This is a genomic window from Acinetobacter schindleri CIP 107287, assembly GCF_000368625.1.
Classification (GTDB): domain Bacteria; phylum Pseudomonadota; class Gammaproteobacteria; order Pseudomonadales; family Moraxellaceae; genus Acinetobacter; species Acinetobacter schindleri.
This window is the reverse complement of the sequence record NZ_KB849587.1, coordinates 30,004-54,948: the sequence shown is the minus strand read 5'-3', so window position 1 is coordinate 54,948 and position 24,945 is coordinate 30,004. Positions and strand designations below refer to the sequence as shown.

The 24,945-nt window shown below is 43.7% G+C and carries 24 protein-coding genes, 1 tRNA gene and 1 rRNA gene; 12 read left to right on the top strand and 14 right to left on the bottom strand.

What is annotated here, in order from left to right; genetic code table 11:
• The 4 genes from F955_RS15935 to tyrS all read right to left on the bottom strand — a co-directional run bounded on the left by F955_RS15935 (position 1) and on the right by tyrS (position 4,471).
• Positions 1-77: transfer RNA gene (locus tag F955_RS15935), tRNA-Ile, on the bottom strand.
• A 61-nt stretch (positions 78-138) separates the two neighbouring features.
• Positions 139-1,676, bottom strand: a 16S ribosomal RNA gene (locus F955_RS15930).
• Positions 1,677-2,410: 734 nt separating this feature from the next.
• Complete coding sequence (locus F955_RS15925; RefSeq protein ID WP_008306955.1) at positions 2,411-2,704, bottom strand: hypothetical protein; 294 nt, start codon at positions 2,702-2,704, stop codon at positions 2,411-2,413.
• Positions 2,705-3,238: 534 nt separating this feature from the next.
• On the bottom strand, positions 3,239-4,471 hold the full coding sequence (gene tyrS, locus F955_RS15920) for a tyrosine--tRNA ligase (RefSeq protein WP_004813954.1): 1,233 nt from the start codon (positions 4,469-4,471) through the stop codon (positions 3,239-3,241).
• A 63-nt stretch (positions 4,472-4,534) separates the two neighbouring features.
• Here tyrS and F955_RS15915 point away from each other — a divergent pair, with 63 nt between their 5' ends.
• Positions 4,535-5,662 (top strand): anhydro-N-acetylmuramic acid kinase, encoded by a 1,128-nt coding sequence (locus F955_RS15915; RefSeq protein ID WP_004897500.1) that lies wholly within the window; start codon positions 4,535-4,537, stop codon positions 5,660-5,662.
• A 74-nt stretch (positions 5,663-5,736) separates the two neighbouring features.
• Here the strand turns inward: F955_RS15915 and F955_RS15910 are convergent, their stop codons facing one another.
• The 4 genes from F955_RS15910 to F955_RS15895 all read right to left on the bottom strand — a co-directional run bounded on the left by F955_RS15910 (position 5,737) and on the right by F955_RS15895 (position 9,903).
• On the bottom strand, positions 5,737-7,026 hold the full coding sequence (locus F955_RS15910) for a lytic murein transglycosylase (protein ID WP_004813957.1): 1,290 nt from the start codon (positions 7,024-7,026) through the stop codon (positions 5,737-5,739).
• 687 nt (positions 7,027-7,713) lie between these two features.
• A complete protein-coding gene (locus tag F955_RS15905; RefSeq protein WP_004897498.1) occupies positions 7,714-8,835 on the bottom strand; it encodes a 5-(carboxyamino)imidazole ribonucleotide synthase in 1,122 nt (373 codons plus the stop codon).
• A gap of 15 nt (positions 8,836-8,850) precedes the next feature.
• Entirely contained in the window at positions 8,851-9,363 is a 513-nt protein-coding gene (purE, locus tag F955_RS15900; protein WP_004647147.1) for a 5-(carboxyamino)imidazole ribonucleotide mutase, read from the bottom strand.
• A 198-nt stretch (positions 9,364-9,561) separates the two neighbouring features.
• The gene (locus F955_RS15895; protein WP_004897496.1) at positions 9,562-9,903 is read right to left on the bottom strand and encodes a DMT family protein; all 342 of its coding nucleotides are present in this window, start codon (positions 9,901-9,903) and stop codon (positions 9,562-9,564) included.
• Between the two features lie 5 nt (positions 9,904-9,908).
• On the opposite strand from F955_RS15895, the gene F955_RS16660 reads away from it, so the two are divergent.
• From F955_RS16660 to F955_RS15885, 4 genes are all read left to right on the top strand, one after another.
• Entirely contained in the window at positions 9,909-10,082 is a 174-nt protein-coding gene (locus tag F955_RS16660) for a hypothetical protein (RefSeq protein WP_017401641.1), read from the top strand.
• A 51-nt stretch (positions 10,083-10,133) separates the two neighbouring features.
• Positions 10,134-11,495 carry a UDP-N-acetylmuramate:L-alanyl-gamma-D-glutamyl-meso-diaminopimelate ligase gene (gene mpl, locus F955_RS15890; RefSeq protein WP_004897494.1) on the top strand — a complete coding sequence of 454 codons (1,362 nt, stop codon included), beginning with the start codon at positions 10,134-10,136 and terminating at the stop codon, positions 11,493-11,495.
• 244 nt (positions 11,496-11,739) lie between these two features.
• Positions 11,740-11,886, top strand: a complete 147-nt coding sequence (locus tag F955_RS17045) for a hypothetical protein (RefSeq protein WP_004897491.1) — start codon at positions 11,740-11,742, stop codon at positions 11,884-11,886.
• Between the two features lie 27 nt (positions 11,887-11,913).
• Positions 11,914-12,825, top strand: coding sequence for a zinc-dependent alcohol dehydrogenase family protein (locus tag F955_RS15885; protein WP_004897490.1), 912 nt, complete (start codon positions 11,914-11,916; stop codon positions 12,823-12,825).
• Between the two features lie 64 nt (positions 12,826-12,889).
• Here the strand turns inward: F955_RS15885 and F955_RS15880 are convergent, their stop codons facing one another.
• From F955_RS15880 to F955_RS15870, 3 genes are all read right to left on the bottom strand, one after another.
• Positions 12,890-13,360, bottom strand: coding sequence for a BLUF domain-containing protein (locus tag F955_RS15880; protein ID WP_004897488.1), 471 nt, complete (start codon positions 13,358-13,360; stop codon positions 12,890-12,892).
• A gap of 527 nt (positions 13,361-13,887) precedes the next feature.
• The gene (locus F955_RS15875) at positions 13,888-14,181 is read right to left on the bottom strand and encodes a GNAT family N-acetyltransferase (RefSeq protein WP_004897484.1); all 294 of its coding nucleotides are present in this window, start codon (positions 14,179-14,181) and stop codon (positions 13,888-13,890) included.
• A gap of 106 nt (positions 14,182-14,287) precedes the next feature.
• The gene (locus tag F955_RS15870; protein ID WP_004897480.1) at positions 14,288-14,569 is read right to left on the bottom strand and encodes a GNAT family N-acetyltransferase; all 282 of its coding nucleotides are present in this window, start codon (positions 14,567-14,569) and stop codon (positions 14,288-14,290) included.
• Positions 14,570-14,723: 154 nt separating this feature from the next.
• On the opposite strand from F955_RS15870, the gene F955_RS15865 reads away from it, so the two are divergent.
• The 5 genes from F955_RS15865 to F955_RS15845 all read left to right on the top strand — a co-directional run bounded on the left by F955_RS15865 (position 14,724) and on the right by F955_RS15845 (position 19,914).
• Positions 14,724-15,908, top strand: a complete 1,185-nt coding sequence (locus F955_RS15865) for a sugar transporter (RefSeq protein WP_004897477.1) — start codon at positions 14,724-14,726, stop codon at positions 15,906-15,908.
• 331 nt (positions 15,909-16,239) lie between these two features.
• Entirely contained in the window at positions 16,240-17,205 is a 966-nt protein-coding gene (locus tag F955_RS15860) for a TerC family protein (RefSeq protein WP_004780335.1), read from the top strand.
• Between the two features lie 199 nt (positions 17,206-17,404).
• The gene (gene guaD / locus F955_RS15855) at positions 17,405-18,739 is read left to right on the top strand and encodes a guanine deaminase (protein WP_004897475.1); all 1,335 of its coding nucleotides are present in this window, start codon (positions 17,405-17,407) and stop codon (positions 18,737-18,739) included.
• Positions 18,740-18,957: 218 nt separating this feature from the next.
• On the top strand, positions 18,958-19,485 hold the full coding sequence (hpt, locus tag F955_RS15850; protein WP_004813981.1) for a hypoxanthine phosphoribosyltransferase: 528 nt from the start codon (positions 18,958-18,960) through the stop codon (positions 19,483-19,485).
• 171 nt (positions 19,486-19,656) lie between these two features.
• Positions 19,657-19,914 (top strand): GlsB/YeaQ/YmgE family stress response membrane protein, encoded by a 258-nt coding sequence (locus F955_RS15845; protein WP_004813984.1) that lies wholly within the window; start codon positions 19,657-19,659, stop codon positions 19,912-19,914.
• A gap of 135 nt (positions 19,915-20,049) precedes the next feature.
• Here F955_RS15845 and F955_RS15840 read toward each other — a convergent pair whose 3' ends face one another.
• Positions 20,050-20,751, bottom strand: a complete 702-nt coding sequence (locus tag F955_RS15840) for a DsbC family protein (RefSeq protein WP_004897472.1) — start codon at positions 20,749-20,751, stop codon at positions 20,050-20,052.
• Between the two features lie 123 nt (positions 20,752-20,874).
• On the bottom strand, positions 20,875-21,822 hold the full coding sequence (dmeF, locus tag F955_RS15835; RefSeq protein ID WP_004897470.1) for a CDF family Co(II)/Ni(II) efflux transporter DmeF: 948 nt from the start codon (positions 21,820-21,822) through the stop codon (positions 20,875-20,877).
• 56 nt (positions 21,823-21,878) lie between these two features.
• Between dmeF and F955_RS15830 the strand changes: the two genes are divergently transcribed.
• Together F955_RS15830 and F955_RS15825 are read left to right on the top strand one after the other, a co-directional pair.
• Complete coding sequence (locus F955_RS15830) at positions 21,879-22,145, top strand: metal/formaldehyde-sensitive transcriptional repressor (RefSeq protein WP_004813991.1); 267 nt, start codon at positions 21,879-21,881, stop codon at positions 22,143-22,145.
• Between the two features lie 118 nt (positions 22,146-22,263).
• Complete coding sequence (locus tag F955_RS15825) at positions 22,264-23,466, top strand: MFS transporter (RefSeq protein ID WP_004897467.1); 1,203 nt, start codon at positions 22,264-22,266, stop codon at positions 23,464-23,466.
• Between the two features lie 42 nt (positions 23,467-23,508).
• Here the strand turns inward: F955_RS15825 and mnmE are convergent, their stop codons facing one another.
• Complete coding sequence (gene mnmE / locus F955_RS15820) at positions 23,509-24,867, bottom strand: tRNA uridine-5-carboxymethylaminomethyl(34) synthesis GTPase MnmE (RefSeq protein WP_004897464.1); 1,359 nt, start codon at positions 24,865-24,867, stop codon at positions 23,509-23,511.
• Between the last annotated feature and the right edge of the window lie 78 nt (positions 24,868-24,945).

The following is a 24,945-nucleotide window of genomic DNA, read 5'->3' as shown; positions in this document are numbered from 1 at the left end:
TGGTGGGTCTGACAAGACTTGAACTTGTGACCCCACGCTTATCAAGCGTGTGCTCTAACCAACTGAGCTACAGACCCTCAGATACATCGTCATGAAGAACAACTTGTTGTGGATTCTTACCGATCGTCAATCTTTCGTTAAGGAGGTGATCCAGCCGCAGGTTCCCCTACGGCTACCTTGTTACGACTTCACCCCAGTCATCGGCCACACCGTGGTAAGCGTCCTCCTTGCGGTTAGACTACCTACTTCTGGTGCAACAAACTCCCATGGTGTGACGGGCGGTGTGTACAAGGCCCGGGAACGTATTCACCGCGGCATTCTGATCCGCGATTACTAGCGATTCCGACTTCACGCAGTCGAGTTGCAGACTGCGATCCGGACTACGATCGGCTTTTTGAGATTAGCATCCTCTCGCGAGGTAGCAACCCTTTGTACCGACCATTGTAGCACGTGTGTAGCCCTGGCCGTAAGGGCCATGATGACTTGACGTCGTCCCCGCCTTCCTCCAGTTTGTCACTGGCAGTATCCTTAAAGTTCCCGGCTTTACCCGCTGGCAAATAAGGAAAAGGGTTGCGCTCGTTGCGGGACTTAACCCAACATCTCACGACACGAGCTGACGACAGCCATGCAGCACCTGTATCTAAGTTCCCGAAGGCACCAATCCATCTCTGGAAAGTTCTTAGTATGTCAAGGCCAGGTAAGGTTCTTCGCGTTGCATCGAATTAAACCACATGCTCCACCGCTTGTGCGGGCCCCCGTCAATTCATTTGAGTTTTAGTCTTGCGACCGTACTCCCCAGGCGGTCTACTTATCGCGTTAGCTGCGCCACTAAAGCCTCAAAGGCCCCAACGGCTAGTAGACATCGTTTACGGCATGGACTACCAGGGTATCTAATCCTGTTTGCTCCCCATGCTTTCGTACCTCAGCGTCAGTATTAGGCCAGATGGCTGCCTTCGCCATCGGTATTCCTCCAGATCTCTACGCATTTCACCGCTACACCTGGAATTCTACCATCCTCTCCCATACTCTAGCTTTCCAGTATCGAATGCAATTCCTAAGTTAAGCTCAGGGATTTCACATCCGACTTAAAAAGCCGCCTACGCACGCTTTACGCCCAGTAAATCCGATTAACGCTCGCACCCTCTGTATTACCGCGGCTGCTGGCACAGAGTTAGCCGGTGCTTATTCTGCGAGTAACGTCCACTCTCTTTAGGTATTAACTAAAGGAGCCTCCTCCTCGCTTAAAGTGCTTTACAACCAAAAGGCCTTCTTCACACACGCGGCATGGCTGGATCAGGCTTGCGCCCATTGTCCAATATTCCCCACTGCTGCCTCCCGTAGGAGTCTGGGCCGTGTCTCAGTCCCAGTGTGGCGGATCATCCTCTCAGACCCGCTACAGATCGTCGCCTTGGTAGGCCTTTACCCCACCAACTAGCTAATCCGACTTAGGCTCATCTATTAGCGCAAGGTCCGAAGATCCCCTGCTTTCCCCCGTAGGGCGTATGCGGTATTAGCATTCCTTTCGGAATGTTGTCCCCCACTAATAGGCAGATTCCTAAGCATTACTCACCCGTCCGCCGCTAGGTTCGTTAGCGAGGTACCTTTCCCCGCTCGACTTGCATGTGTTAAGCCTGCCGCCAGCGTTCAATCTGAGCCATGATCAAACTCTTCAGTTTAAAATCAATAGTGCTTTATTCAAAACACCAAATCTTGGCTCATCAATTTTCTGACATCAATTTCTCAAATAAACTTCGAGTAATTTCTACCATTAATCAATGAAAATAATTTCGATCAATCAACCAGTAAAAATCCACACAAGTTGTTCTTCATAATCTCTTAATGATCTTTCTAACACCTCGTCAGTGCCAGAAGCTGGACTCAAAACACCGGATAACTCAGCGTCTCGCTTCGTTCATCACCGTGTATCTCGTCGGTATGGGTGCATTCTAGAGGATTTCAGAATCATTGCAACCCCCAATTCACTATATTTTTCACGTATGTATCTTTTTTCTACGAAAATCACTAAAAAATCGCTTTTTTATCTAAAATTTAACCATTTTTTTGAAATAAAACCTGTATTCAGTGCAATTCATTTTAAAACGGTTATTTTCATTAAGACTTAATAGCTCTCAAAAAATTACTAAATCTTAATAAGACTGTGAAATTTCAACTCTGTATTCAGAATTTTTCAAAACTTGCTTATATCAGCTTACATATTTTGTTATTTTCTATCCGACTAATAGATATAGGTGCTATCAGGAAAGTCAGTTTGCTGCTTTCATAGCGACTTCTTTTTCTAATCCCAAGTTTTAAAAAGTCAAAATAGTCGAATCAGCCGTATTCAGCTTTATATAAGTTACGAAACCTGACTTTTAATATCTATATAAAGCCAAAGAGAATATTAAGATAGCTAAGCTACGTATTGGCGATACTTATGTCCCACCCAGTGATGCATGACTTCTTCAATCACTTCTTTCTTACCTTTATAGTCCTCAGCAGCAAATAACAATTTAGCCCGACGAGGTAACCGCTCTTTGACTAAGGAAAAGAGAAGATAGTGTGATGCGAGATCGAGTTGCTGTAATAAAGTATATGCCTGTTTAAAAGATTTCTGTTTCTGCTCAGGCGTATCGTATTCAAATAGAAAACGTAAAATAAAATCAATTTCCTGATCAAAAATATCCTGAGTCCGATAGTGATACATAAACACTGCTTACCCTCTTATTTTAAATTTCTAGATCTTCTTTGAGACCTGATGTGATCAGCATACTGATAACTTTCTGGATGTCAGTATCTATCCGGCGATCTGTAGTGGATTTAAAGCAAATAAAAAATTTGATTTTTAAAAGATAATATAGAAAGGAAAAGTGGAGTTTTTCAAATAAAAAAGGAAGAGATCTCTCCCAAAATCTCTCCCTCGGAATTGAATCTTTACCCGATCCAGTATGTCATTATTATAGTTATTTGCTTCAGTATCTTAAAAAAAGTCTCTTGGGGAAGAGACTATAAGTTGTGGAGTTATTTATTATTACCACTACCCTCTAGATGTGCTTAAAGCGAATTCTCTAGATGAATAAATCTTATACATAATAATAGGGAAACGCAAGGGATTCGGCAAAATTTAACTCTTGTTTTTATAAGGTTTTTTTTGAATTTGCTTATTTGATTTTTGAATATAGAGTCATATAAAAAAAAGCAGGCCGAAGCCTGCTTTTAATTCAATAACTTAGAAAGTGTCTTAATCAACAAAGGTCACTTTTGCAATCGCTTTTTTGCTCGCCTGAACAATCAAAGTCACGTTTTCTTTCACAGAAAAAGACGTATCAACTGGTTGCCAGTCTACTTTTACTGCACCACGACCCAGCGCATCTTTGGCTTGTGCCGAGTTTTTAGTCAGACCCGCTTCACGCAGGATTGAAGTAATAAAGATTTCACCACCGAACTCGCTTAATGAAATGGTTACTTCCGGTGTGCCTTCAGGAAGTTCACCCTCAGTAATGATATTACCCGCGCCTTTATGTGCATGCGCAGCAGCCTCACTTCCATGGAAACGTTCAACCAGTTCCAGTGCAAGAATGCGTTTCACTTCCTGTGGATTACGACCTTCTTCAATCTCTTTCAGCAATACCTGAATTTCCTCTACAGATTTGAAGCTAAGCAAATCGAAATAACGTTCGATCAGTGAATCCGGCATTGACAGTACTTTCTGGTACATCGCACCTGGCGCATCAAATACGCCAATATAGTTACCTAAAGATTTAGACATTTTATTAACGCCATCTAAACCTTCAAGAATTGGTACTGTAATACAGACTTGTGCTTCCTGGTCATAACGACCTTGAAGGGTACGACCCATTAACAGGTTAAAGGTCTGGTCTGTGCCACCCAGCTCTACGTCCGCTTCTAGTGCTACTGAATCATAACCTTGTACCAATGGATACAGGAATTCATGAATCGCAATCGGTTGCTGATTGTTATAACGTTTTGTGAAGTCATCACGCTCAAGCATACGGGCAACAGTTTGCTGTGATGCCAGTTGAATCAGATCAGCAGCAGTTTTTTGTGCAAACCATTCCGAGTTAAACACCACTTTGGTTTTGTTTGGATCAAGAATTTTAAATACTTGTTCTTGATAAGTTTTAGCGTTTTCTAAAACTTGCTCTCGCGATAATGGTGGACGTGTTGCACTTTTGCCGGTTGGATCACCGATCATCGCAGTATAGTCACCAATCAGGAAGAAAACTTCGTGGCCCAGGTCTTGGAACACTTTTAGCTTATTGATCAGTACAGTATGACCTAAGTGCAAGTCAGGTGCAGTGGGGTCAAAACCCGCTTTAATTTTTAGTGGACGATTCTGCTTTAATTTCTTTAGAAGATCTTCTTCAGAAATAATTTCGTGTGTGCCTCGTTGGATGAGGGCAAGTTGTTCTTCAGCCGGCAGGAAATTTGACATCACAAAACCCAAATACATCAGTTATTCAATTTGTGCGATATACTAACACTTTTTCAGCATATTGCAGGCTTAAGAATAACCATGACAGCGATCTATATTGGGGTAATGACCGGCACAAGCATGGATGGTGTCGATATTGTTGCTGCTTCTTTTGATCCACTCCAGCTTCATGCCACCCTCACCCTACCTTTTGATCATGATCTTCGTGATGAATTGATGGCGCTCACACTACCAGGCGATAATGAAATTGACCGCATGGGTAAAGCAGATGTTGCGCTGGCACAGATGATTGGTCATGGTATTAATGCGCTGATAGAAAAAAATAAGCTGGATCGCACACAAATCAAAGCCATTGGCTCACATGGACAAACTATTCGCCACCGTCCTGAACATGGTTTTACCCTGCAGATCGGTGATCCAAACATTATTACTGAAATTACCCAGATTCCAGTGATTTCCGATTTCCGTCGCCGTGACCTGGCAGCTGGTGGCCAAGGTGCACCGCTAGTTCCGGCTTTCCATCAGGATATTTTTCAGCATGACAGTATTCACCGGGTGATTCTAAACCTGGGTGGTATTGCCAATGTCAGTATTCTACCTGCCGGTCAGCCAGATCAAGTCTATGGCTTTGATACCGGTCCAGCCAATATTCTGATGGATGCCTGGTGTGAGCGTTATACCGGCCAGCCTTTTGATGAAAATGGCAACTGGGCAGCCTATGGTACACCCATCCGTAGCCTATTAGATCGTTTACAGGAACATGCATTTTTCTCCAAAGAACCCCCAAAAAGTACCGGCCGTGAAGACTTTAACCTAGAATGGCTGGATGAACAGATTGCCGACTGGCGCAGCAGTCTAGAATATGATGAGCTGGAAGATACTCCAGAAAATGTTCAGGCGACGCTCATGAAGCTCACCACACGTGCCATTAAAAAAGCGATTTATCGCTCTGGTCTGGATACAGGTGAAGTCTATGTTTGTGGAGGTGGTGCTTATAATTCACATCTACTGGAACAGCTGCGCTGGCGTTTGCGTAAACATCACTGGAGTGTGCAAACCACAGCTGATTTAGGCTTAAATCCAACATGGGTCGAAGGCACTGCCTTTGCCTGGCTGGCGATGCGCTTTATGAATCAGCTGAGTGGCAATCTGCCAGCTGTGACCGGGGCTTCAGGCTATCGTGTGCTCGGTACGATTACAGCAGTTTAATCTCCTGAATTCTTATAACTATATATAGGTATAAAAAAGGTCTGCATTATTGCAGACCTTTTTTTCAATCTCTGTTATTGCATCATCAGTTTGGCATTTTCATTCCGAAACGCACGTAAAATCTGTTGACCTGCCCGTCCGGTTGGAGTTAAACCTAAACGGATCTGCTCTTGGCGGATTGCCTGACGGGTTTTATCCCCAATCAAACCATCTACTGCACCAATGTCATAACCTTTATTGAGCAAGAATTGCTGAATCTCTCGACGTTCTGCACGTGATGTGCCAGCATCATCGGTTGGCCATGTTTGCACCAAGCCACCTTTACCTTGCAAACGATCTGACAGATGTGCAATGGCTAAAGCATAGCTTTCGGCTGCATTATAACTATAGATGGCGTCAAAGTTTTTAAAGACCAGGAACACCGGCCCATTGGCACCGGCAGGCGCCAATAAACCAGCTTGAGAGGATTCCAATAAATTCCCTTGAACTAATGCCGAACCATCGACACGAACCACCCCTTGATTGATCCAGCTACTCAAGGATTTTTTATTGCGACGCCCCTCACCCGAAACTGACATACCTTGAGGAATTTTTACTTCAAAACCCCATGGCTGTCCGCTCTGCCAGCCGCGTTTTTTCAAGAAGTTGGCTGTTGAAGCCAAGGCATCCGGGATACTGCTGACGAGATCACGACGCCCATCACCATCAAAATCAACCGCCAGTTCATCATAAGTGGATGGCATAAACTGGGTGTGACCAAAAGCTCCTGCCCATGAACCTTTAAGCTGGTTTTCATAGACATCACCACGTTGCAACAGCTTCATGGTAGTAAAGAACTCACCACGGAAATAGCTTTGACGACGACCTTCACAACTCAAAGTACCGAGCGCCTGCAATAAAGGATATTTACCAGAAATATCACCATAATTACTTTCCACACCCCAGACTGCCACCACAGTTTCAGCCGGAATGCCATAAGCAGCACTGACTCGATTTAATACGTCGCGATGCTGCTGTAATTTCTGACGGCCTTGCTGTACGCGCTCTTCATCGACCAGACCAGACAGATAGTCCCAAATTGGCGTTGAAAATTCTGGCTGATAGTTGAGTCTTTCAATTACAGAATAATCAGGGGTTAAATTTTGGGTATATCGGTCATAGGTCGCTGCATGGACACCTTTAGCGAGTGCCTGGGGTTTTAATCCAGCCAGACAGCTTTGAAATGAACTGGAACTTGGCGTATAGATGCCAGGACTCGAGGACAGCTCTGATGTACTTACACGCTGTCCATTAATGATCAGTTCAGCCTGTGCCTGAGAGGCAGCCAGAACGATTGAGCCAAGAAAAAGTGCAAGCCGTTGCATAGTACCCTTGAATACTTATATTTCGAATTATGTTCCTATTCACCTTATCAGCTTGTGGATAAAATTAAAGCACAAATACGTAAAATTTAAATTCATATTTTCTTCACTTTTAAATTTATTTGTAAGTTTTGAATTTAAAAACTTATCCACAAGATGCTTTAAATTCAAATTTGAACTAATTTTTAAATTTAAATTCAAAGCCATGTTATCAGCCTTTTAAATTCAAAATTGACTGTGTGGATAACCAACATCACATAAGCTTAATAACAAGTAATTGCAGACACTTAGGATTTAAATTCATTTATAAAATACAAGAAGGATTTTTAAATTCAAAACTTTGAATTCATTCCCTGGCTTTTAAATTTATTGTTTTGAATTTAAATTCAAAATAGAAAATCTAAATTCAAATGACCTCTTTTAAATTTAAATTTATGAATTTAAATTCAAAATACACTTTGCAAGTTTTAAATTCATTTTAAATTTAAATCTGCATGGCCGAACTGATGCAGCAACAGGTTAAATTTTCATCAATTATTTATAAATTATTGTTTGTTTTATAAGCAATTGATTTTGAAAATAATCCGATAAATGGTAGGGTATTTTCAAAGAGGCGCAATCATGCCTGAAAGCCGACAAATAAAAAAGCGACCACAGGTGTGATCGCTTTTTTTATCAGCAAGTTAAAGCTTAGATGCTCATATCTTCGCTCAATGCCAATGGATTCGGTAAAATCTTCGCCAATTGACGACATAGCATAGTCAATTGTGCACTGTCGGTTGGCATCAGGGTGATGTGACCAATCTTACGGCCTTCACGTTCTGACTTATTGTATAAGTGCAAATGCGCGCCTTCCAAGGCTAGAACATCTTCAGATTTTGGATGTTGACCGATGATATTCACCAGCACGGTTGGACGGATCACGTCAGTTGAACCTAAAGGCAAGCCAGCCACCGCACGCACATGGTTTTCAAACTGCGAACACACTGCACCTTCAATCGACCAGTGACCTGAGTTATGCACACGAGGTGCCATTTCATTAGCATATAGGCCTTTGTCTGTTACAAACAGCTCAAGAGTTAATACACCCACATAGTTCAGATGATTCAGCAGGCGAGTGATGTAATCTTGTGCGACTGGCTGCAAGTCCGCACTGTTGGGTGCAGGTACAATCGAATGAGACAGAATGCCATTATGATGATGATTTTCAGCCAATGGCCAAGTCTTCACATCACCATCTTGACCACGTACCGCAATAATTGAGACTTCACGTGAGAAAGTGACAAAACTTTCTGCAATCAGTTCACCGGCAGGACCTAGTTCTGCCCAAGCCTGATCAGTTTGATCTGCTGAACGTAGAACGAATTGACCTTTACCGTCATAACCACCACGAGAAGTTTTAAGTACAATCGGCAGACCGAGTTCTGCAACAGCAGCTTTTAAGCTCTCTAGAGAGGTGACTGCTTTATACGGTGCTACCGGAATTGCCAATTCATCAAACAGGGCTTTTTCAGACAGACGATGCTGTGCAATTGCCAAAGCCTGACGTGGCGGATGCAGGTCTTTGTTTTTCGTTAAAACATCTACATCCGCCAGTGGTGTATTTTCAAACTCAAGGCTGAACACATCTGCACTGTTGATAAAGTCTTGCAGACCATTTTCAGCCTTGGTGGAAAATACCGGACCCAAAGCAGCAGAAGGGCAGTCTGTGCTGGCTTCAAAAAATGTACATTGAATATTTAATGGAAGTGCCGCTTGCGCCATCATACGACCCAGCTGACCGCCACCAAAAATACCGATGGTTTTATCCATAATCTGTGTCTCGACTTAAGCCTGGCCTGGAATATTGTTGCTTGCCACTTTATCTGTTTGCGCTGCACGGAAATCTGCAACATTTTTTGCGATTTCTGGACGGGTCAAACCCAGAATTTGCGCGGCCATAATGGCAGCATTGGTGGCACCGGCAGGACCAATCGCCAAGGTACCGACTGCAATACCTGCTGGCATTTGCACAATAGACAGCAATGAATCAACACCGTTTAAAATCGAAGATTTCACCGGTACACCCAAAACTGGAAGATCAGTTTTCGCCGCACACATCCCCGGTAAATGCGCTGCGCCACCTGCACCGGCAATAATTACCTGAATACCACGATCACGCGCTTGCTCGGCATATTCAAACAGGCGGTCTGGGGTACGGTGTGCAGAAACAACTTCGGCTTCAAATGGGACACCAAGCTGCTTGAGCATATTGGCAGTGTGTTCGAGAGTTGCCCAATCTGATTGAGAACCCATGATAATACCTACGAGAGGAGTATCTTGTGCAGCAGCCGCATTCATTGCAAATTTTCCAGAGATTAAAGTGAGAAAAGATAAATCTCGACGAGAGAGCCAAGCTTGAATAGGAGTGCGTATTATAGACTGAAAATTCAACTTCATAAAATTTAACGGTCAAAGCAAGGCTCGATTTTTCTTGTTTTTTTATTGGATTCTTAAAAACTGGAATAAAAATAGGGGAGTAGTCGCAGTTACAGCCAGTCAGGAACTGCGGAACACGAAATACACACATCCACACAGACATAAAGCAGCCCAGAGATAATCTAGTTTAAATGGCTGTTTAAACATAAATAGCATAAAGGGCACAAAGACCAGTAGCGTCACCACTTCCTGGGTGATCTTCATCTGACCGACTGCGAGTCCGTGTTGCGCCATCAGCCGTGTTGCAGGAATCATCAGGCTATATTCAAATAAAGCAATGACCCAGCTAAATAAAATGATCTTCCACATTGGGGCATCATGCGGCAAAAATTTCAGATGACCATACCAGGCCAATGTCATAAAGCAGTTTGCACAAATAAGCAGGAGCAGGGGCCAGAACATAGCGGATGCCGGTAGAAAATTTACAGGATATTTTACGGATTATTGCAGCAAAAGATAATCGTGAAGCTTGGTTTTTTATCACATCTAGCATCGTTTCTTCACATAAAAAATCACGCCAGAATGCCTATCTTTTCCCGCAAAGCCTTGCTATCGTTGCCGGTAAATCGAATAAATCATGACAACAGCACAGAAAACAAAGTGATGTGTCAGTACAAAATGGAGTGAAATAGATGCATCTGCATATCTTGGGCATTTGTGGCACCTTTATGGGCTCGCTGGCCTTACTCGCGCGAGACCTCGGACATAAGGTGACAGGTTCAGACCAGAACGTGTATCCACCAATGTCGACCCAACTGGAAAATGCAGGCATTACTTTAATGCAGGGCTATGACCGTAGCCACCTACAACCACATCCGGATCTGGTCATTGTTGGTAATGCCATGAAGCGTAGTATTGATGCCGTGGAATATATGCTGAATGAAGGTCTGCCTTATATTTCAGGTCCGCAGTTCCTGGCTGATCATGTTCTGCAAGGTAAACACGTGCTGGGTGTCGCCGGAACACATGGTAAAACCACGACCACCACGATGCTGGCTTGGGTACTGGATCAAGCCGGTCTGGAGCCAGGTTTTCTGATTGGCGGTGTGCCATTGGGCTTTTCGGAAAGTGCGCGTCTCGGTGGTGGGAAATATTTCTGTGTCGAAGCCGATGAATACGATTCTGCTTTCTTCGACAAGCGTTCCAAGTTCGTGCATTACCATCCAAAAACCGCAATTTTAAATAACCTGGAATTTGACCATGCCGATATCTTTGATGATCTGGCCGCAATTCAAAAACAGTTCCATCATCTGGTACGCACTATTCCGTCTGAAGGTCGCATCATTGCACCGATTACGGAAACCAATATTGATGAAGTACTAGAGCAGGGCTGCTGGACACCGGTAGTTCGCACTTCACTGGATGCCAATGAAAAAGCTGAACTCTCTGCACAACAGTTGTCTGCTGATGGTTCACATTTTAAAGTGCTTCAGCATGGCGTAGTGAAAGGCGAAGTAAAATGGAATATGACGGGTCAGCACTCTGTTGCCAATGCTCTGGCAACTATTGCTGCGGCTGAGCATGTCGGTGTATCCATTGAAACTGCCTGTGAAGCACTCTCCAATTTTGGCGGTGTAAAACGCCGTATGGAACTACTTGATACGGTACGTGGTATTGAAGTCTATGATGATTTTGCCCATCATCCGACTGCAATTGATACTACCCTCGACGGCGCACGCAAGCGTCTGGGTGAGCGCAAGCTTTGGGCGATTATTGAACCGCGTTCGAATACCATGCGTATGGGCAGTCACAAAGAGGGTTTGGCTTATTCAGCACGTCTGGCGGATGAAGTGATCTGGTATCAGCCTGAAGGTCTGGATTGGGATCTGCAACCTGTGATTGAGGCTGCACCAAATAAAGCTGTGGTAGCACGTACTTTGGATGAGATCATTCAAACTGTTGTTACTGAAGCAGGGGAAGGCGATGCTGTGGTGATCATGTCCAATGGCGGTTTTGGTGGCTTGCATCGGAAACTGATTAGCGCCTTACAGTAAATTATCTAAATCAATACTTGTAGCCTTTATTCCATAAGATTTCTCAAGGATCGTAGATACATATCTATGGTCCTTTTTTAATATAAAAAAATACTTAATTTTTTTAAGGAATTAACTATTTTACCAATGATCTAATCCTAAAGTCCTGCTAGCTTAAAGTCATTACGTGTTTCTCAGCTAACAGTCGTCATAGCTAAATACGACTGCCAATCCTCCACAATAATCACTAAGAAGGATAGTTGCCATGTCAAATACAATGAAAGCAATGGTTTACTATGGCGCCAATGACATCCGCTTTGAAGAACGTCCCATCCCGAAAATCTTGCAGCCCGATGATGCCGTTATCAAACTGACTAAGGTCACGATCTGCGGGACCGACCTCGGCATCTAGAAAGGTAAAAACCCGGAAATTGAACAGGTGGCAAAAGAAAAGACCGGCAACTTTAATGGCCGGATTCTCGGTCATGAAGGCATTGGCATCATTGAAGAAGTCGGTTCAGCAGTCAAAAACTTTAAAAAGGGTGATCGGGTCATTATTTCCTGCGTCAGCCGCTGCGGTACCTGTGAAAATTGCCAGAAACAGCTGTATGCACACTGTCGTAATGAAGGTGGCTGGATTATGGGTTATATGATTGATGGTACCCATGCCGAATATGTCCGCACACCTTTTGCTGACACCTCTCTTTACCATTTACCTGAAGACTTAAATGAAGACGTCGCCGTCTTCCTGTCCGATATCCTGCCAACCTCACATGAAATTGGTGTGCAATATGGTGATGTCAAACCGGGTGACAATGTCGCGATCGTAGGTGCAGGACCAATCGGGATGAGTGCCTTACTCACTGCTCAATTTTATTCTCCAGCCAATATTATTATGGTAGATATGGATGATAACCGGCTGGAATTTGCTAAAACGGTAGGCGCAACTCATACCGTTAACTCTGGTAAAGAAGATGCCATTCAAAAGATTTTAGAAATTACCGATGGACGCGGTGTCGACTGTGCCATTGAGGCGGTAGGGGTGGAACCGACCTGGAATATTTGCCAACATGTGGTGAAAGAGGGTGGACATATCGCCAACGTCGGCGTACATGGTAAAGCAGTGAATTTTGAACTGAACAAACTGTGGATTAAGAACCTGACCATTACTACCGATCTGGTCAATGCCAATACCACTGGCATGCTGCTCAAGACCTGCTGTTCCGGCAAAATACCACTAGAAAAACTGGCCACGCATCACTTTAAATTTAACGAGTTTGAAAAGGCCTATGATGTGTTTAAACACGCGGCTGATGAAAAAGCCCTAAAAGTGATGATTGACATGAACTAATGCAAATCAGACAAAAAAGTCCGCTATGCGGACTTTTTTTTATTTTTAGTCTGGATTCACCAGATCAGAAATAGGGGACATAACCACGTTGTTTATAACCTTGGGGTGAAACCAGCTGTTGATGATTTTCGTCAACACGATACAAGATCTCGAGCAAGCCATCCAGATCTTGCTGGTTCAGATAATGCGGCTGAAAAGTGCTATGACCCAGCTTGGAAAAGAACGAAGCAATCTCGCTATGCTTATGTACATATTTCATCGACCACTCAGCAAAGCTTGGCGCTTCCACGGTTGTATCAGCGAAACGATACACCTGCTGATGCCGACGGTCTTTCGAAATACTTTGAAAAAGCTGCTCTACAATCTCAGGTTCACCCTGCAAACACTGGAAAAACTTTCCATGTGCATAATACAGTGCTCCATAGATCTGATGCTCATAATTGAACTTTCGTGCAATTGCTAAAATATCACTCAGGTCTTGTAATAGATCTTGTTCTGTTTCGATGCGCGTACTGGCATAACAGAGTTGTAGCATGAATGATTCCTTTAAATTTCAAGTATTGATTTTATAGTCAATATATTGGGTTTAGGTTATTTTTTAATCAAATATCAGCTATTTCTTACACTGTTTTCAGTTTGCATTTTGTAGCTAAATTATTAAAAATTAAAGAGACATCATTGAAAAATAATTACTCGAATGATAATGCTTTTAATGAGGGTGAAACATGCTAAAAGATCTTTTCATTACGTTAAGCTTGTTATGTCTGTGTTTCGCGCTAGTCATCGTGTTGCATAGCTGGGGCTTGCAACGTGAGATTAACATGCTGATCAGCAGCATGCTATTAACTTGGGCACTATTGATTTGTGTGGATCATCGTGCCTTTTTTCAGACCAGCATCTCCCTGATCATCGTTATTTTGATCATGCTGCAACAGTATGAACAGATTGTCTGGATGGGATTAGGACTCTTCAGCGGCACTCTGCTTTATAGACTGCCACAAGCCCATAAACAGGGCTTATCGTCTCTTATCCATTTGAATCTTTTTATTCCAACGGGGTGGTTTAAAAGGCTAAAGTCGCTACGTCATGTAAATTCCGATCACGCTTAAACATGACATGCACATAAGAGCATTGTGGAATAATTTTCAGCTGTTTCTGACGTGCAAATTCGACCAGAATATCCAGCATTTTACGGGCCACGCCTTTACCACGCAGTGCATGTGAGACCCAGGTATGGTCAGCAATAATGGTGTCCGGTTCACGCCATTGATAAGTAATTTCTGCTACGCGCTGACCATTGTCTTCCATGTAAAACACACCGCCGCGCTTTGAGTCCTGATGTTTGATGTTGCTCATTTTCTTACCTGTTGTACTAATCCAGGATCAACCTGTTATATCGTCATATCCTCATCCATTAAACATCTTATAGATGTTTAGTCCCATCTTTGAGTTAGATGAAGTCCTACTGAAGTACATCCCGTATGCTTTCATTTTTGTCAAACACCGACTTGGCAAAAGGGCAGAGTGGAATAATTTTCAGAGCATGCATTCTGGCAAAACCGACCGCAGCTTCGACCAGCTGCTGTCCAACACGTTGTCCGCGTAGGCTGTCATCCACCCAGGTATGATCAATAATGAACTTATCATCACCTGCCCAGGAATATGTCATCTCTGCCAGGCGCTGGTCTTTCTGCGCCACATACCATTCACCTTTAGTTCCTTGTTCCTGGTGTTCAATCTGCATAGGTTTACCTCAAGATTTTATCTCAGACTGCCATAGTCCTCAGCTTTACAATGTTGCAATTTTTTTAATTCCACTGAGTAAAATTACAGCCTGCCTCATGTGAAATTTTCTGGCAAAAGCATAGAATGTGCCGATCCTGTATTGATCCTCCCTCATGTCTGCTTCTGCTCAACCTCTTTCTGTTACACGCCAATGGATCTGTGTGATTATCTTGGCCTGTGCCGCTTTTATTTTTAATACAACCGAGTTTATTCCAGTAGCACTACTGAGCGATATAGGAAAGAGCTTTGCCATGACTCCAAGAGAAGTCGGGCTGATGCTGACTATTTATGCCTGGGTAGTCGCATTACTGTCTTTACCAATCATGCTACTCACTAGAAATATTGAACGCCGTTTCCTGCTTACACTGCTATTTATGGTCTTTATTGCCAGTCATGTGCTGTCTTATTTTGCCTGGAGTTTCATTGTCCTGGTTATCAGTCGGATCGGAATTGCAGTTGCTCATGCACTGTTCTGGTCAATCACGGCATCACTGGCAGTGCGTGTAGCACCGAAAGGAAAAGAATTTCAGGCCTTAGGCTTACTATCTACCGGTACTGCGATGGCAATGGTACTCGGAATTCCTTTTGGCCGGATGATTGGCGAAGCGTATGGCTGGCGTAACAGTTTTGGATTAATTGCGGTGATTGCCACGTTAGTCTGCTTTATTCTGGTTAAAACTTTGCCACATTTACCGAGTATTAATTCAGGCTCCTTTAGCAGTTTAAAAAGCCTGATCAAACGGCCCAGCCTGATGCTACTTTTTGCACTTACTGTATTGGTGATCAGTGCCCAGTTCACAGCCTATAGTTATATCGAACCTTTTGCATTGAATGTGGCACATTTCAGTTCTGCACAGACCACAACATTGCTGCTGATCTACGGCGGAGCAGGCTTCCTGGGTTCCTACTTATTTGGTAAATTTGCACCACAGTTTCCACGACTGACGATTCCATTTTTCACTTTAGGGCTGGGTATATCGATGCTCTTGCTATTGCCAATGTCAGTGAGCCTTTTTGGCTTAAATAGCCTGAGTCTTATGTGGGGGGTCAGTATTATTGGTTTTAGTCTGGCTTTACAGGCAAAGACTTTAAACCTCGCCTCAGATGCCACCGATGTAGCCATGGCGATTTTTTCAGGTTTATACAATGTCGGAATTGGTGGGGGTGCATTACTCGGCGGGATTGTAACCGCGCAAATTGGCTTGGGCAGTATCGGCTGGATGGGAGGATTACTGGCATTTTTTGGATTTGCACTTAGTGTGTTTCTGGTACGCCGTCCTGATTTTCTTAAAGCTTAGTGAATGATTTTTGTAAATAAAATTGTATTCCTAATTAAAATCTGTCATGCTTAATTTACATTGAGCTATCGCTCAGACAAAATTTAGTTTGAACAAGGGGAGTAGCCTCCTCCAAACGTTTAAGAATGAAATTTCAGTTTTTGAACGTGTCAGAATATCGTCATTACACTTTGCAAAAAGTCGGTATCTGAGCATCTTTAGGTCACACTTGATATAAAAAAGTGAAACACTAAGATGTAGGCAAGACCTTGATCATGTTGTTATAGATGTTTTTCATCGGGCAGCTGGTCAAGGTTTTTTTATGGCCAGACGTCCGATGTGGAGAATTCACATGGAAACAATTGGTACGCTCTGGCTGTATCTTGTCTTTTTCGCAATTGTCGCCGTCATGCTGGTGATCGATTTTGTCGGCTTTAAACATCAGCATGGTCAGGAAGTAAAAGTCCGTACCGCTGCCTACTGGAGTATTGCCTGGGTCAGTGTCGCGACTTTATTTGGTGGTGGATTATGGCTGTATCTGGAGCAGACTGCAGGTGCGGCAATTGCCAATACCAAGGTCATGGAATACTTTGCTGGTTATCTGCTGGAAAAATCCCTAGCAATTGATAATGTCTTTGTCTGGCTGATGATCTTTGCCGCCTTTGCCATTCCACCAGCGCTACAACGTAAATTGCTGTTATATGGTGTACTGGGTGCGATTGTGCTCAGAACCATCTTCATTTTTATTGGTGCCTGGTTTGTACAGGAGTTCTCGTGGATTCTGTATCTCTTCGGTGCGTTCCTGGTGTATACCGGCTTCAAATTCCTGCGTGGTCAGCATGAAGAAGACAGCAATATTGAAGATATGGCCATTCTGAAATGGCTACGTAAACATATGCGTATTACCCCGCAACTTCAGGGCGATAAATTCTTTGTCCGTCAAAATGGTTTGCTTTGGGCAACGCCGTTATTCTTGGTGCTGATTCTGGTCGAAGCCTCTGATGTGATCTTTGCAGTCGATTCTATTCCTGCTATTTTTGCTGTCACCACCGACCCCTTCATTGTGCTTACTGCGAACCTGATGGCAATTTTAGGCCTGCGTGCAATGTTCTTCCTGCTCTCGGGTGCAGCCTCAAAAATGCATTATCTGCCTTATGGCCTAGGTTTGATTCTGGTCTTTATCGGCTTTAAGATGCTGATGCTGGATGTATTCCATATGCCGATCTGGATTTCACTGAGCTTTATTGTGATTGTCTTGACTGTGACCGCGATCTTGTCGATTCGTCATAGCAAGAAACATAACGAAACTACGCTGTAAGATTAAGCATCAAAAAAGCCTGCATCAGCAGGCTTTTTTATTTGTCTACAAGCTTGGCTGCACACGCACGCTCTGTTGAAATTATTCGTGATTATTTGATCTCATAAAAAATACGCATGGTTAAATATGAATGTTCATATAAACATGCTAATTTTTTCAGCTACAATCAATCGAAAAAATCAAAAAGCGCAGGTTTTAAATGTCTTCTATCATTGCAACGACGGCAGTACGCGGTCGCTTCCTGGATATCAAGAATACGGTTGCCCAAGCGCGTGAAATTCACGACCAAGTGCGATATGTAGAAGATGGCTTGCTCATCAGCCAGAATGGTGAGATTCAATGGTTTGGCAGCTGGGAAGAAGGACAGCAGTATCTGCCTGAAGGAGTGCAGGTGACTCATTATCCTGAGCAGCTGATCGTGCCAGGTTTTATTGATACCCATATCCATTTTCCGCAAACCGAAATGGTCGGTGCTTATGGTGAACAACTTCTAGAATGGTTAAATACCTATACTTTTCCGACTGAAATCCAGTTCCAGGATCCAGCTTATTCAGAAAAAATTGCCGAGTTTTTTGTAGAAGAATTACTTAAAAACGGCACCACGACCGCATTGGTCTTTTGTACCGTCCATCCTGAATCAGTCAATGCTTTATTTAATGCAGCGACGACGCGTAATATGCGTCTGATTGCGGGTAAAGTGCTAATGGACCGTCATGCACCAGAAGCACTGACGGACACCGCAGAAACAGCGTATACCGATTCTAAAAAGTTGATTGAAAAGTGGCATGGCAAGGGCCGTAACCTGTATGCGATCACGCCACGCTTTGCTCCAACTTCGACAGCTGAACAGCTGGAAAAAGCAGGACAACTTAAAGCGGAATATCCGGATGTGTATGTGCATACTCATTTAAGTGAAAACAAGAATGAGATTACCTGGGCCAAGGAATTGTTCCCGGAACATCAAAGTTATTTAGATGTTTACCATCACTATGGTCTGACTGGTTCTAAATCGGTATTTGCTCATTGTGTGCATCTGGAAGAGCAGGAGTGGGATTGCATGCATCAGACCGACTCGGCTATTGCCTTCTGTCCAACCTCAAATCTGTTCCTGGGCAGTGGTTTATTCCCTTTGAAGAAGGCTTGGGACAAAGGCGTTAAAGTGGGACTGGGCACCGATATCGGGGCAGGGACCTCATTTAATCAGCTACAAACCCTGAATGAAGCCTATAAGGTGCAGCAATTGCAAGGCGATAAACTGTCTGCCTTTGAATCGCTATATCATGCGACACTAGGGGGAGCTAAAGCCTTGAGTCTGGAGGATCAACTTGGCAACTTTAATATCGGTAAAGAAGCCGACTTTATTGTATTAGATCTGAATGCGACGGCATTACAACAGCTGCGTCAAAGCAAAGCCAAAAATATTGAAGATGCATTTTTTGCACTGATCATGCTGGGTGATGACCGTAATATTGCAGTGACTTATGTTTCTGGAGAAGCGGTTTATGCCAAAACAACAGCTCAGGAAAAAGCCTGAAAAATCGCGCCGTCGCACATGGTTCATGCTATCAGCAATAGCCATTGGCTGCGCTTTTCTACTCAAGCGCGATTCACAATTGCCGAAAAAATGATTATATTAACACAGGGCAAAACAGGTGCATCTGCCTGCTGGATGTATTAAAATTGCTGATATATCAGGTGTTGCAGGTCAACACCTTTTTTATTTTGCTATTTTTACTTTTTAGGTATCTACCCATGACCGTTCAAATGAGCGTAATGATTTCCGCTGAAGAAATTCAAGCTAAAGTCAAAGAGCTTGGTGCTCAAATCGATGCACACTATGCCCATAGTGACAAAGAACTTGTGCTCATCGGTTTGTTACGTGGTTCAGTGATTTTTATGGCCGATTTGTGTCGTGTGATTTCAAAACCACATGAACTGGATTTCATGACTGTGTCCAGTTATGGTGGTGGCACGGTATCGTCACGTGATGTAAAAATCCTGAAAGATTTAGACGGTGAAATCCGTGGTAAAGATGTACTGGTGGTAGAAGACATCATCGATTCCGGCAACACCCTGAGCAAAGTCTTGGAAATTCTGCACACCCGTAACCCAAACTCGATTCAGCTCTGTACCTTGGTAAGCAAACCTTCACGCCGTGAAATTAATCTGGATGTGCAGTTCCTTGGCTTTGAAGTCGAAGACAAGTTTATTGTCGGTTACGGCCTCGATTATGACCAGAAGTACCGCCATTTGCCTTTTATTGGTGAAATTGGTCTTTAAGAGATCCAACTTTAAAAAAGTGGCGACTGCCACTTTTTTTATGTCTGCTTCACATGAACAAAAAGCTAACATTCCGTTTCAGGACTTCGCTAGATTGAAGACTTCACTTATCCGATGATGATTTCTGAACATGACTTAAAAACAAAGACATGATAAGAAAGGAGCATACATATGTGGTCACTTATAGTTGCAATTGTTATTGGTTTTATCGCAGGTTTAATTGCGCGTGCAATCCATCCTGGAGATGACAAGGCAGGCTTTATTATGACAACCCTACTGGGGATTGCCGGTTCATTACTTGCGACCTATGGCGGTCGTATGCTAGGTCTTTATGAGGAAGGTTCAGCAGCAGGCTTTATTGCTTCGGTGATTGGTGCCATTATCATTCTGTTTATCTACAACATGGTCACCAAACGCAGAACTGTCTAAATATTTAATTGAATAATTTCTGTTTTGCATTGAAAAAAGCACCCTGTCGGGTGCTTTTTTACTGCTGGCTGTTTAAAGATTTAATTCAAAGCTTCTGCTCTCAATATCCTTCAGATGAACAAGCGAAAGTTAAGATTAAAGACCGAGTTCTGTCAGAATCTTTTCAATCTGTTCAGCCGGATAGGCACCCATGACTTTAAAACCATTCGAGAAAATAATTGCTGGGGTACCCTGAATATTTAGGGATTTAGCCAAGGCCAAGTTGCGTTCTACCGGATTGGCGCAGCGTTTGCCAGATTTAGGCTGAATACCTTTACTAATCAGATCCTCCCAGGCTTGAGCCGGATTTTTTTCACAATAAATCTGTCGTGAAGGGGCTATAGATTGCGCTTTCAGTGGCAGAACAAAAGTGTAAATGGTTACGTCATTGAGCTTTTTAAGTTCTAGTTCAAGCTGTTTACAATAGGGGCAATTGGGGTCAGAAAAAATCGCCAACTGACGCTTGCCAGTGCCTCGTACTGTTTTCAATGCATCCTGTAAAGGCAACTTTTTCCAGTCGATACTGTTCTGTTTCAGCACCAGATCCCGGGTAAGATTTTGCTTATCGGCAAGGCGAATCATAGACCCACCGATGAGATGCTTGGCATCCTCGTTCAGGTAAATCACTTGTCCATCCATAGAACCACTATAGATCCCTTTCATTTCAGTAGTCTGAAGATTTTCAATTTTCAGGTCTGGACTATTTTTGGCCAGGTTGGCTTTGACTGTATTGATATCGGCAAAGCTAAGGCTCGTAGCCAATGCCGTCATGGCCAGCAGTAGGATAGGTTTCAACATGAATCTCCCGCTCATGTCAGAGTAAAGTAGTGCTGATTCTATGCGTTTCATGCAGAAAAATCAGATGATTTATGTACTGTCACGGTTCAATATTCTTGATGTTTCACGTGGAACATAAACTGCTCATGAAACAGAGGTAACCGGATTAATCTCTACAGAAATATGCACGATTTCTTCGTGAATAGAAATAGCGTCGCGTACCTGATCAGGGCTTAAATCTAGCGTAGTCTCCAGCGCTATAAAACAGGAAAACTTGCCTTTCCCAACGCGGGAAACATGCAGGTCAGACAGTTTTACTAAAGGACCAAATTCTGCGATAACTTCCCGGATTTCATCTACCACCGGTGCATCCATATCGGCATCCAGCAGGGTTTTGGCAGTCTGTTTCAATAACCCAATAGACCAGCGTGCGACCAGAACTGAGCCAACAATCCCGAGCACAGCATCCAGAATATCCCAGCCGAAATACTTACCGGCAAGCAGGGCTATGATGGCAAAGACTGAAGTCAGGGCATCTGCTACTACATGCATAAATGCTGCCTGATGATTCAGATCACGCTGATGGTCAGAATGGCGATGATGATGCTCATGATCGTGGTGATGCCCATGAGCATGTTCGTGTCCACCATCATGCAGCAACCAAGCACAGACCAGATTAATAAATAAACCTAAAATCGCAATAGGAATGGCTTCGTTATAGTGAATCTCTACCGGAGCAAACAGGCGTTCAATCGAATGGAAAGCCATAAAGCCCGCAATCACCAATAGCATGATGGCACTACTATAACCTGCCAGAATTTCAATACGCCAAGTCCCCATATTAAAGCGAGGATCATCGGCATAATGACGTGCTGCTTTGTAGGCGGCAAAGGCAAGTCCCAAGGCCAGGACATGGGAACTCATATGCCAGCCATCTGCCAGCAAGGCCATGGATTGAAAGACCCAGCCACCCATAATCTCAAATACCATCATCACGGCAGTCAGGATTGTGGCGAGCAGTATCTTCTTCTGTGCCAGTGGATTGCCTTGATCAAACTGATGGTTGTGCTGTGGAGCGGTATTGTTTTGCATTTGAGTGGTCTTATTTATATACTCCCCCTTAGTATATTTATTTTTGGAGACTTGTGGTGAGTCATTTGCATGAAGATAAAAAAATATTAAATCGTGTACGGCGTTTAAAAGGTCAGATTCATGCGGTAGAAGCCTCACTGACACAACAAGAACCCAGCTGTATTGATGTGCTACAACAGGTCGCTGCCATTAAGGGGGCGGTGAATGGTCTGATGAATGAACTGATTGAGGAGCACCTTAGAGAGCATGTAATCAAAGATCCAGAAGCTGTCAATGAACAGGATCTTCAGGAATTTTTAAAATTGCTCAAGCGTTATGGATGATTTTTTCTGCTGAATATTTTCGTTTTGTTTACAGCAAGATAATTGACCGCTTTTTCATCTAACCGATACACTGCTTTCCATTCAAATTTTTATTCAACATCATTTTTCTGGAAGCGTGATGTTGAACTTCTATGGCAGCAGCATGACAATAAATACCACATGGCGACCATTCGCCATGGTCAGCCTTACATTGATTATGGGGACTATCGGCACGGCACTGGCCAGTCCGCTTTACCCTATTTATCAACAGGTTTGGCATCTATCTCCAAGCCAGATTACTTATATTTTTGTCGCCTATATGTTTGGCTGTCTAGGCACTCTGTTGTTTCTGGGACGAACCAGTAACAGTATTGGTTTTTTAAGAACCTTACAAATCGGCTTGGTATTTATCAGTCTAGGCTTAATCATTTCCGTCTTTGCAGACAATGCACTGACTTTATCAGTGGGGCGTTTCATTATCGGCATTGCCTCAGGTCTCATGACCACTTCTGCCATGATTGGCATGATGCAAACCATTCCAGAGAGTCATAAGCAGTTTGCGCCACAACTGGTATCGATTCTGACTGCAGTTGGCTTTGGTTTGGGTCCGTTGGTCGGCGGAATTATTGCGCAGTTTTCTCAGACGCCACTGATCACTCCATATCTACCTATTATTTGGGGAGCAGTACTGTGTTTTATTGGCTTGTTCTGGTTAAAAGTGCCAGCATTTGAACGTCAGCCCTTTAGTATTGCACCGAAATTACTGCGTCCTGAGCCTCAATATCATGCTTTGTTTATGATCGTGGGTTTGACCGCATTTTGTGCCTTTGCTGCCTTTAGTTTATTTGCCTCACTGTCACCCTCTTTTGTGCAGGATATTCTGCCTTGGCATGGGCCTCTAGTCAGTGGTACCGCCATCACCTGCATTTTGCTGATTTCTGCCATAGTGCAGTTCTTTGCTAAAGCGGTTGCTGCAAAGAAATGTCTGAATATTGGCTTGATCATTATGTTTGCGAGTCTGATAAGTCTTGCACTGTGTATGCTCCTCAAAACGAGCATTTTATTTTTTGTCAGTGATATTCTGTTTGGAATTGGACATGGTTTTGCCTTGATGGGCGCATTTGGTGTGATTCATGCGATCACAACCTTACAGAATCGGGCCGCAGTCATGTCGACCTATCTGTTTATGGGTTATTTAGGCACGATTGTGCCGATTATTGCAGTGGGTTATCTGGCCGATCATTTTGGCTTGGGTTTTGCTGTTATCAGCTTCTGTGCGGTGATTAGTATTTTATGTGTAGTTCTCTGGGTATCACATCAGAAACTGCATGTAAAAGCCTGATAAACAAGCCCTCTATGGAGGGCTTTTTATATATCTTGAAGATTATTTTCCAATACAGAACGATCCAAAGATCTTACCCAGCAAATCATCCGCACTAAAGTCACCGGTAATCTCGCCCAGTGCGTTCTGTGCCAGACGTAAAGACTCTGCGACCAGTTCACCTGCGTTATAAACAACAAGTTGTTCACGGGCTTCAGCCAAATACATCTGAGTGCGCTTCATTGCGTCTAAATGGCGGGTACGGGCAATAAAGGTATCTTCTTCAGGCTGGAAGCCTGCATGCGCTGTAATTGCCTCTATGAGCGCTTGCACACCGGTTTCCTGCTTGGCTGAGACAGTGATATGACGGAAACCCTGAAAATCGCCAATGATAGCTTCGGCACCGGTCAAATCTGCTTTATTACCAATCAGCATCAGGCGTTTCGGTTCAATATGTTCAGCAAAATATTCCTGTGCCAGTTGTAATGGATCATCACCCTGACTCAGGTCATAGACCAGCAACAGCAGATCCGCCTGTTCAATTTCCTTGATTGCACGACGAATCCCTTCTTTTTCCACGATATCACCCGTTTCACGCAGACCGGCAGTATCAGTCAGGGTAATTGGCAAACCATTTAAGGTAATTTTCTCATGCAAAACGTCACGTGTCGTACCCGCAATATCGGTCACAATGGCGCGTTCAATCCCGGCCAAAGCATTTAGCAATGACGATTTACCGGCATTAGGTTTACCGGCAATGACCACCTGCAAACCTTCACGTAGAAGCTGGCCCTGACGCGCAGATTGCTGTACTTGAGTGATTGCACTGGATACGCCATCCAGCAGATTTAGAATCTTGCCATCCGCTAGAAAATCAATTTCTTCTTCCGGGAAATCAATTGCGGCTTCTACATGCAGACGCAAATGAATCAGCTGCTCAAGTACGGCATTCACCTTGGTTGAAAATGCACCTTGCAGAGAACGTACTGCCGAACGTGCAGCCGCTTGCGATGTCGCATCAATCAGGTCAGCAATGGCTTCAGCCTGGACCAGATCCAGCTTGCCATTTTCAAAGGCACGCATGGAGAATTCACCCGCTTTGGCTGCTATTGCCCCAAGTTCCAGCAAACGTGCCAGCAGGGCATTCTGAATCACCGGACCACCATGGCCTTGCAATTCAACCACATCTTCGCCCGTGAAAGAATTTGGATTCGGAAAGCAGATCGCTAAACCTTCATCCATGACTTCACCTGCCGCATCATAAAACTGGCGAAAACCGGCAAATCGGGCTTTAGGCAATTCTTTTTGAGTTAGCGCCTGGGCAATTGCATAAGATTTTGGACCAGACAGGCGGATCACCCCAACGCCGCCACGTCCCGGTGGTGTCGCAATCGCAGCAATCGTAGTGGTTGGGTTGAGCATAAAATTCACCTGCAGAAGAACAAAAAGTACAGCCAAAAAAAATCCGCCTAAGATTACCATCTTAAGCGGATTTATTCA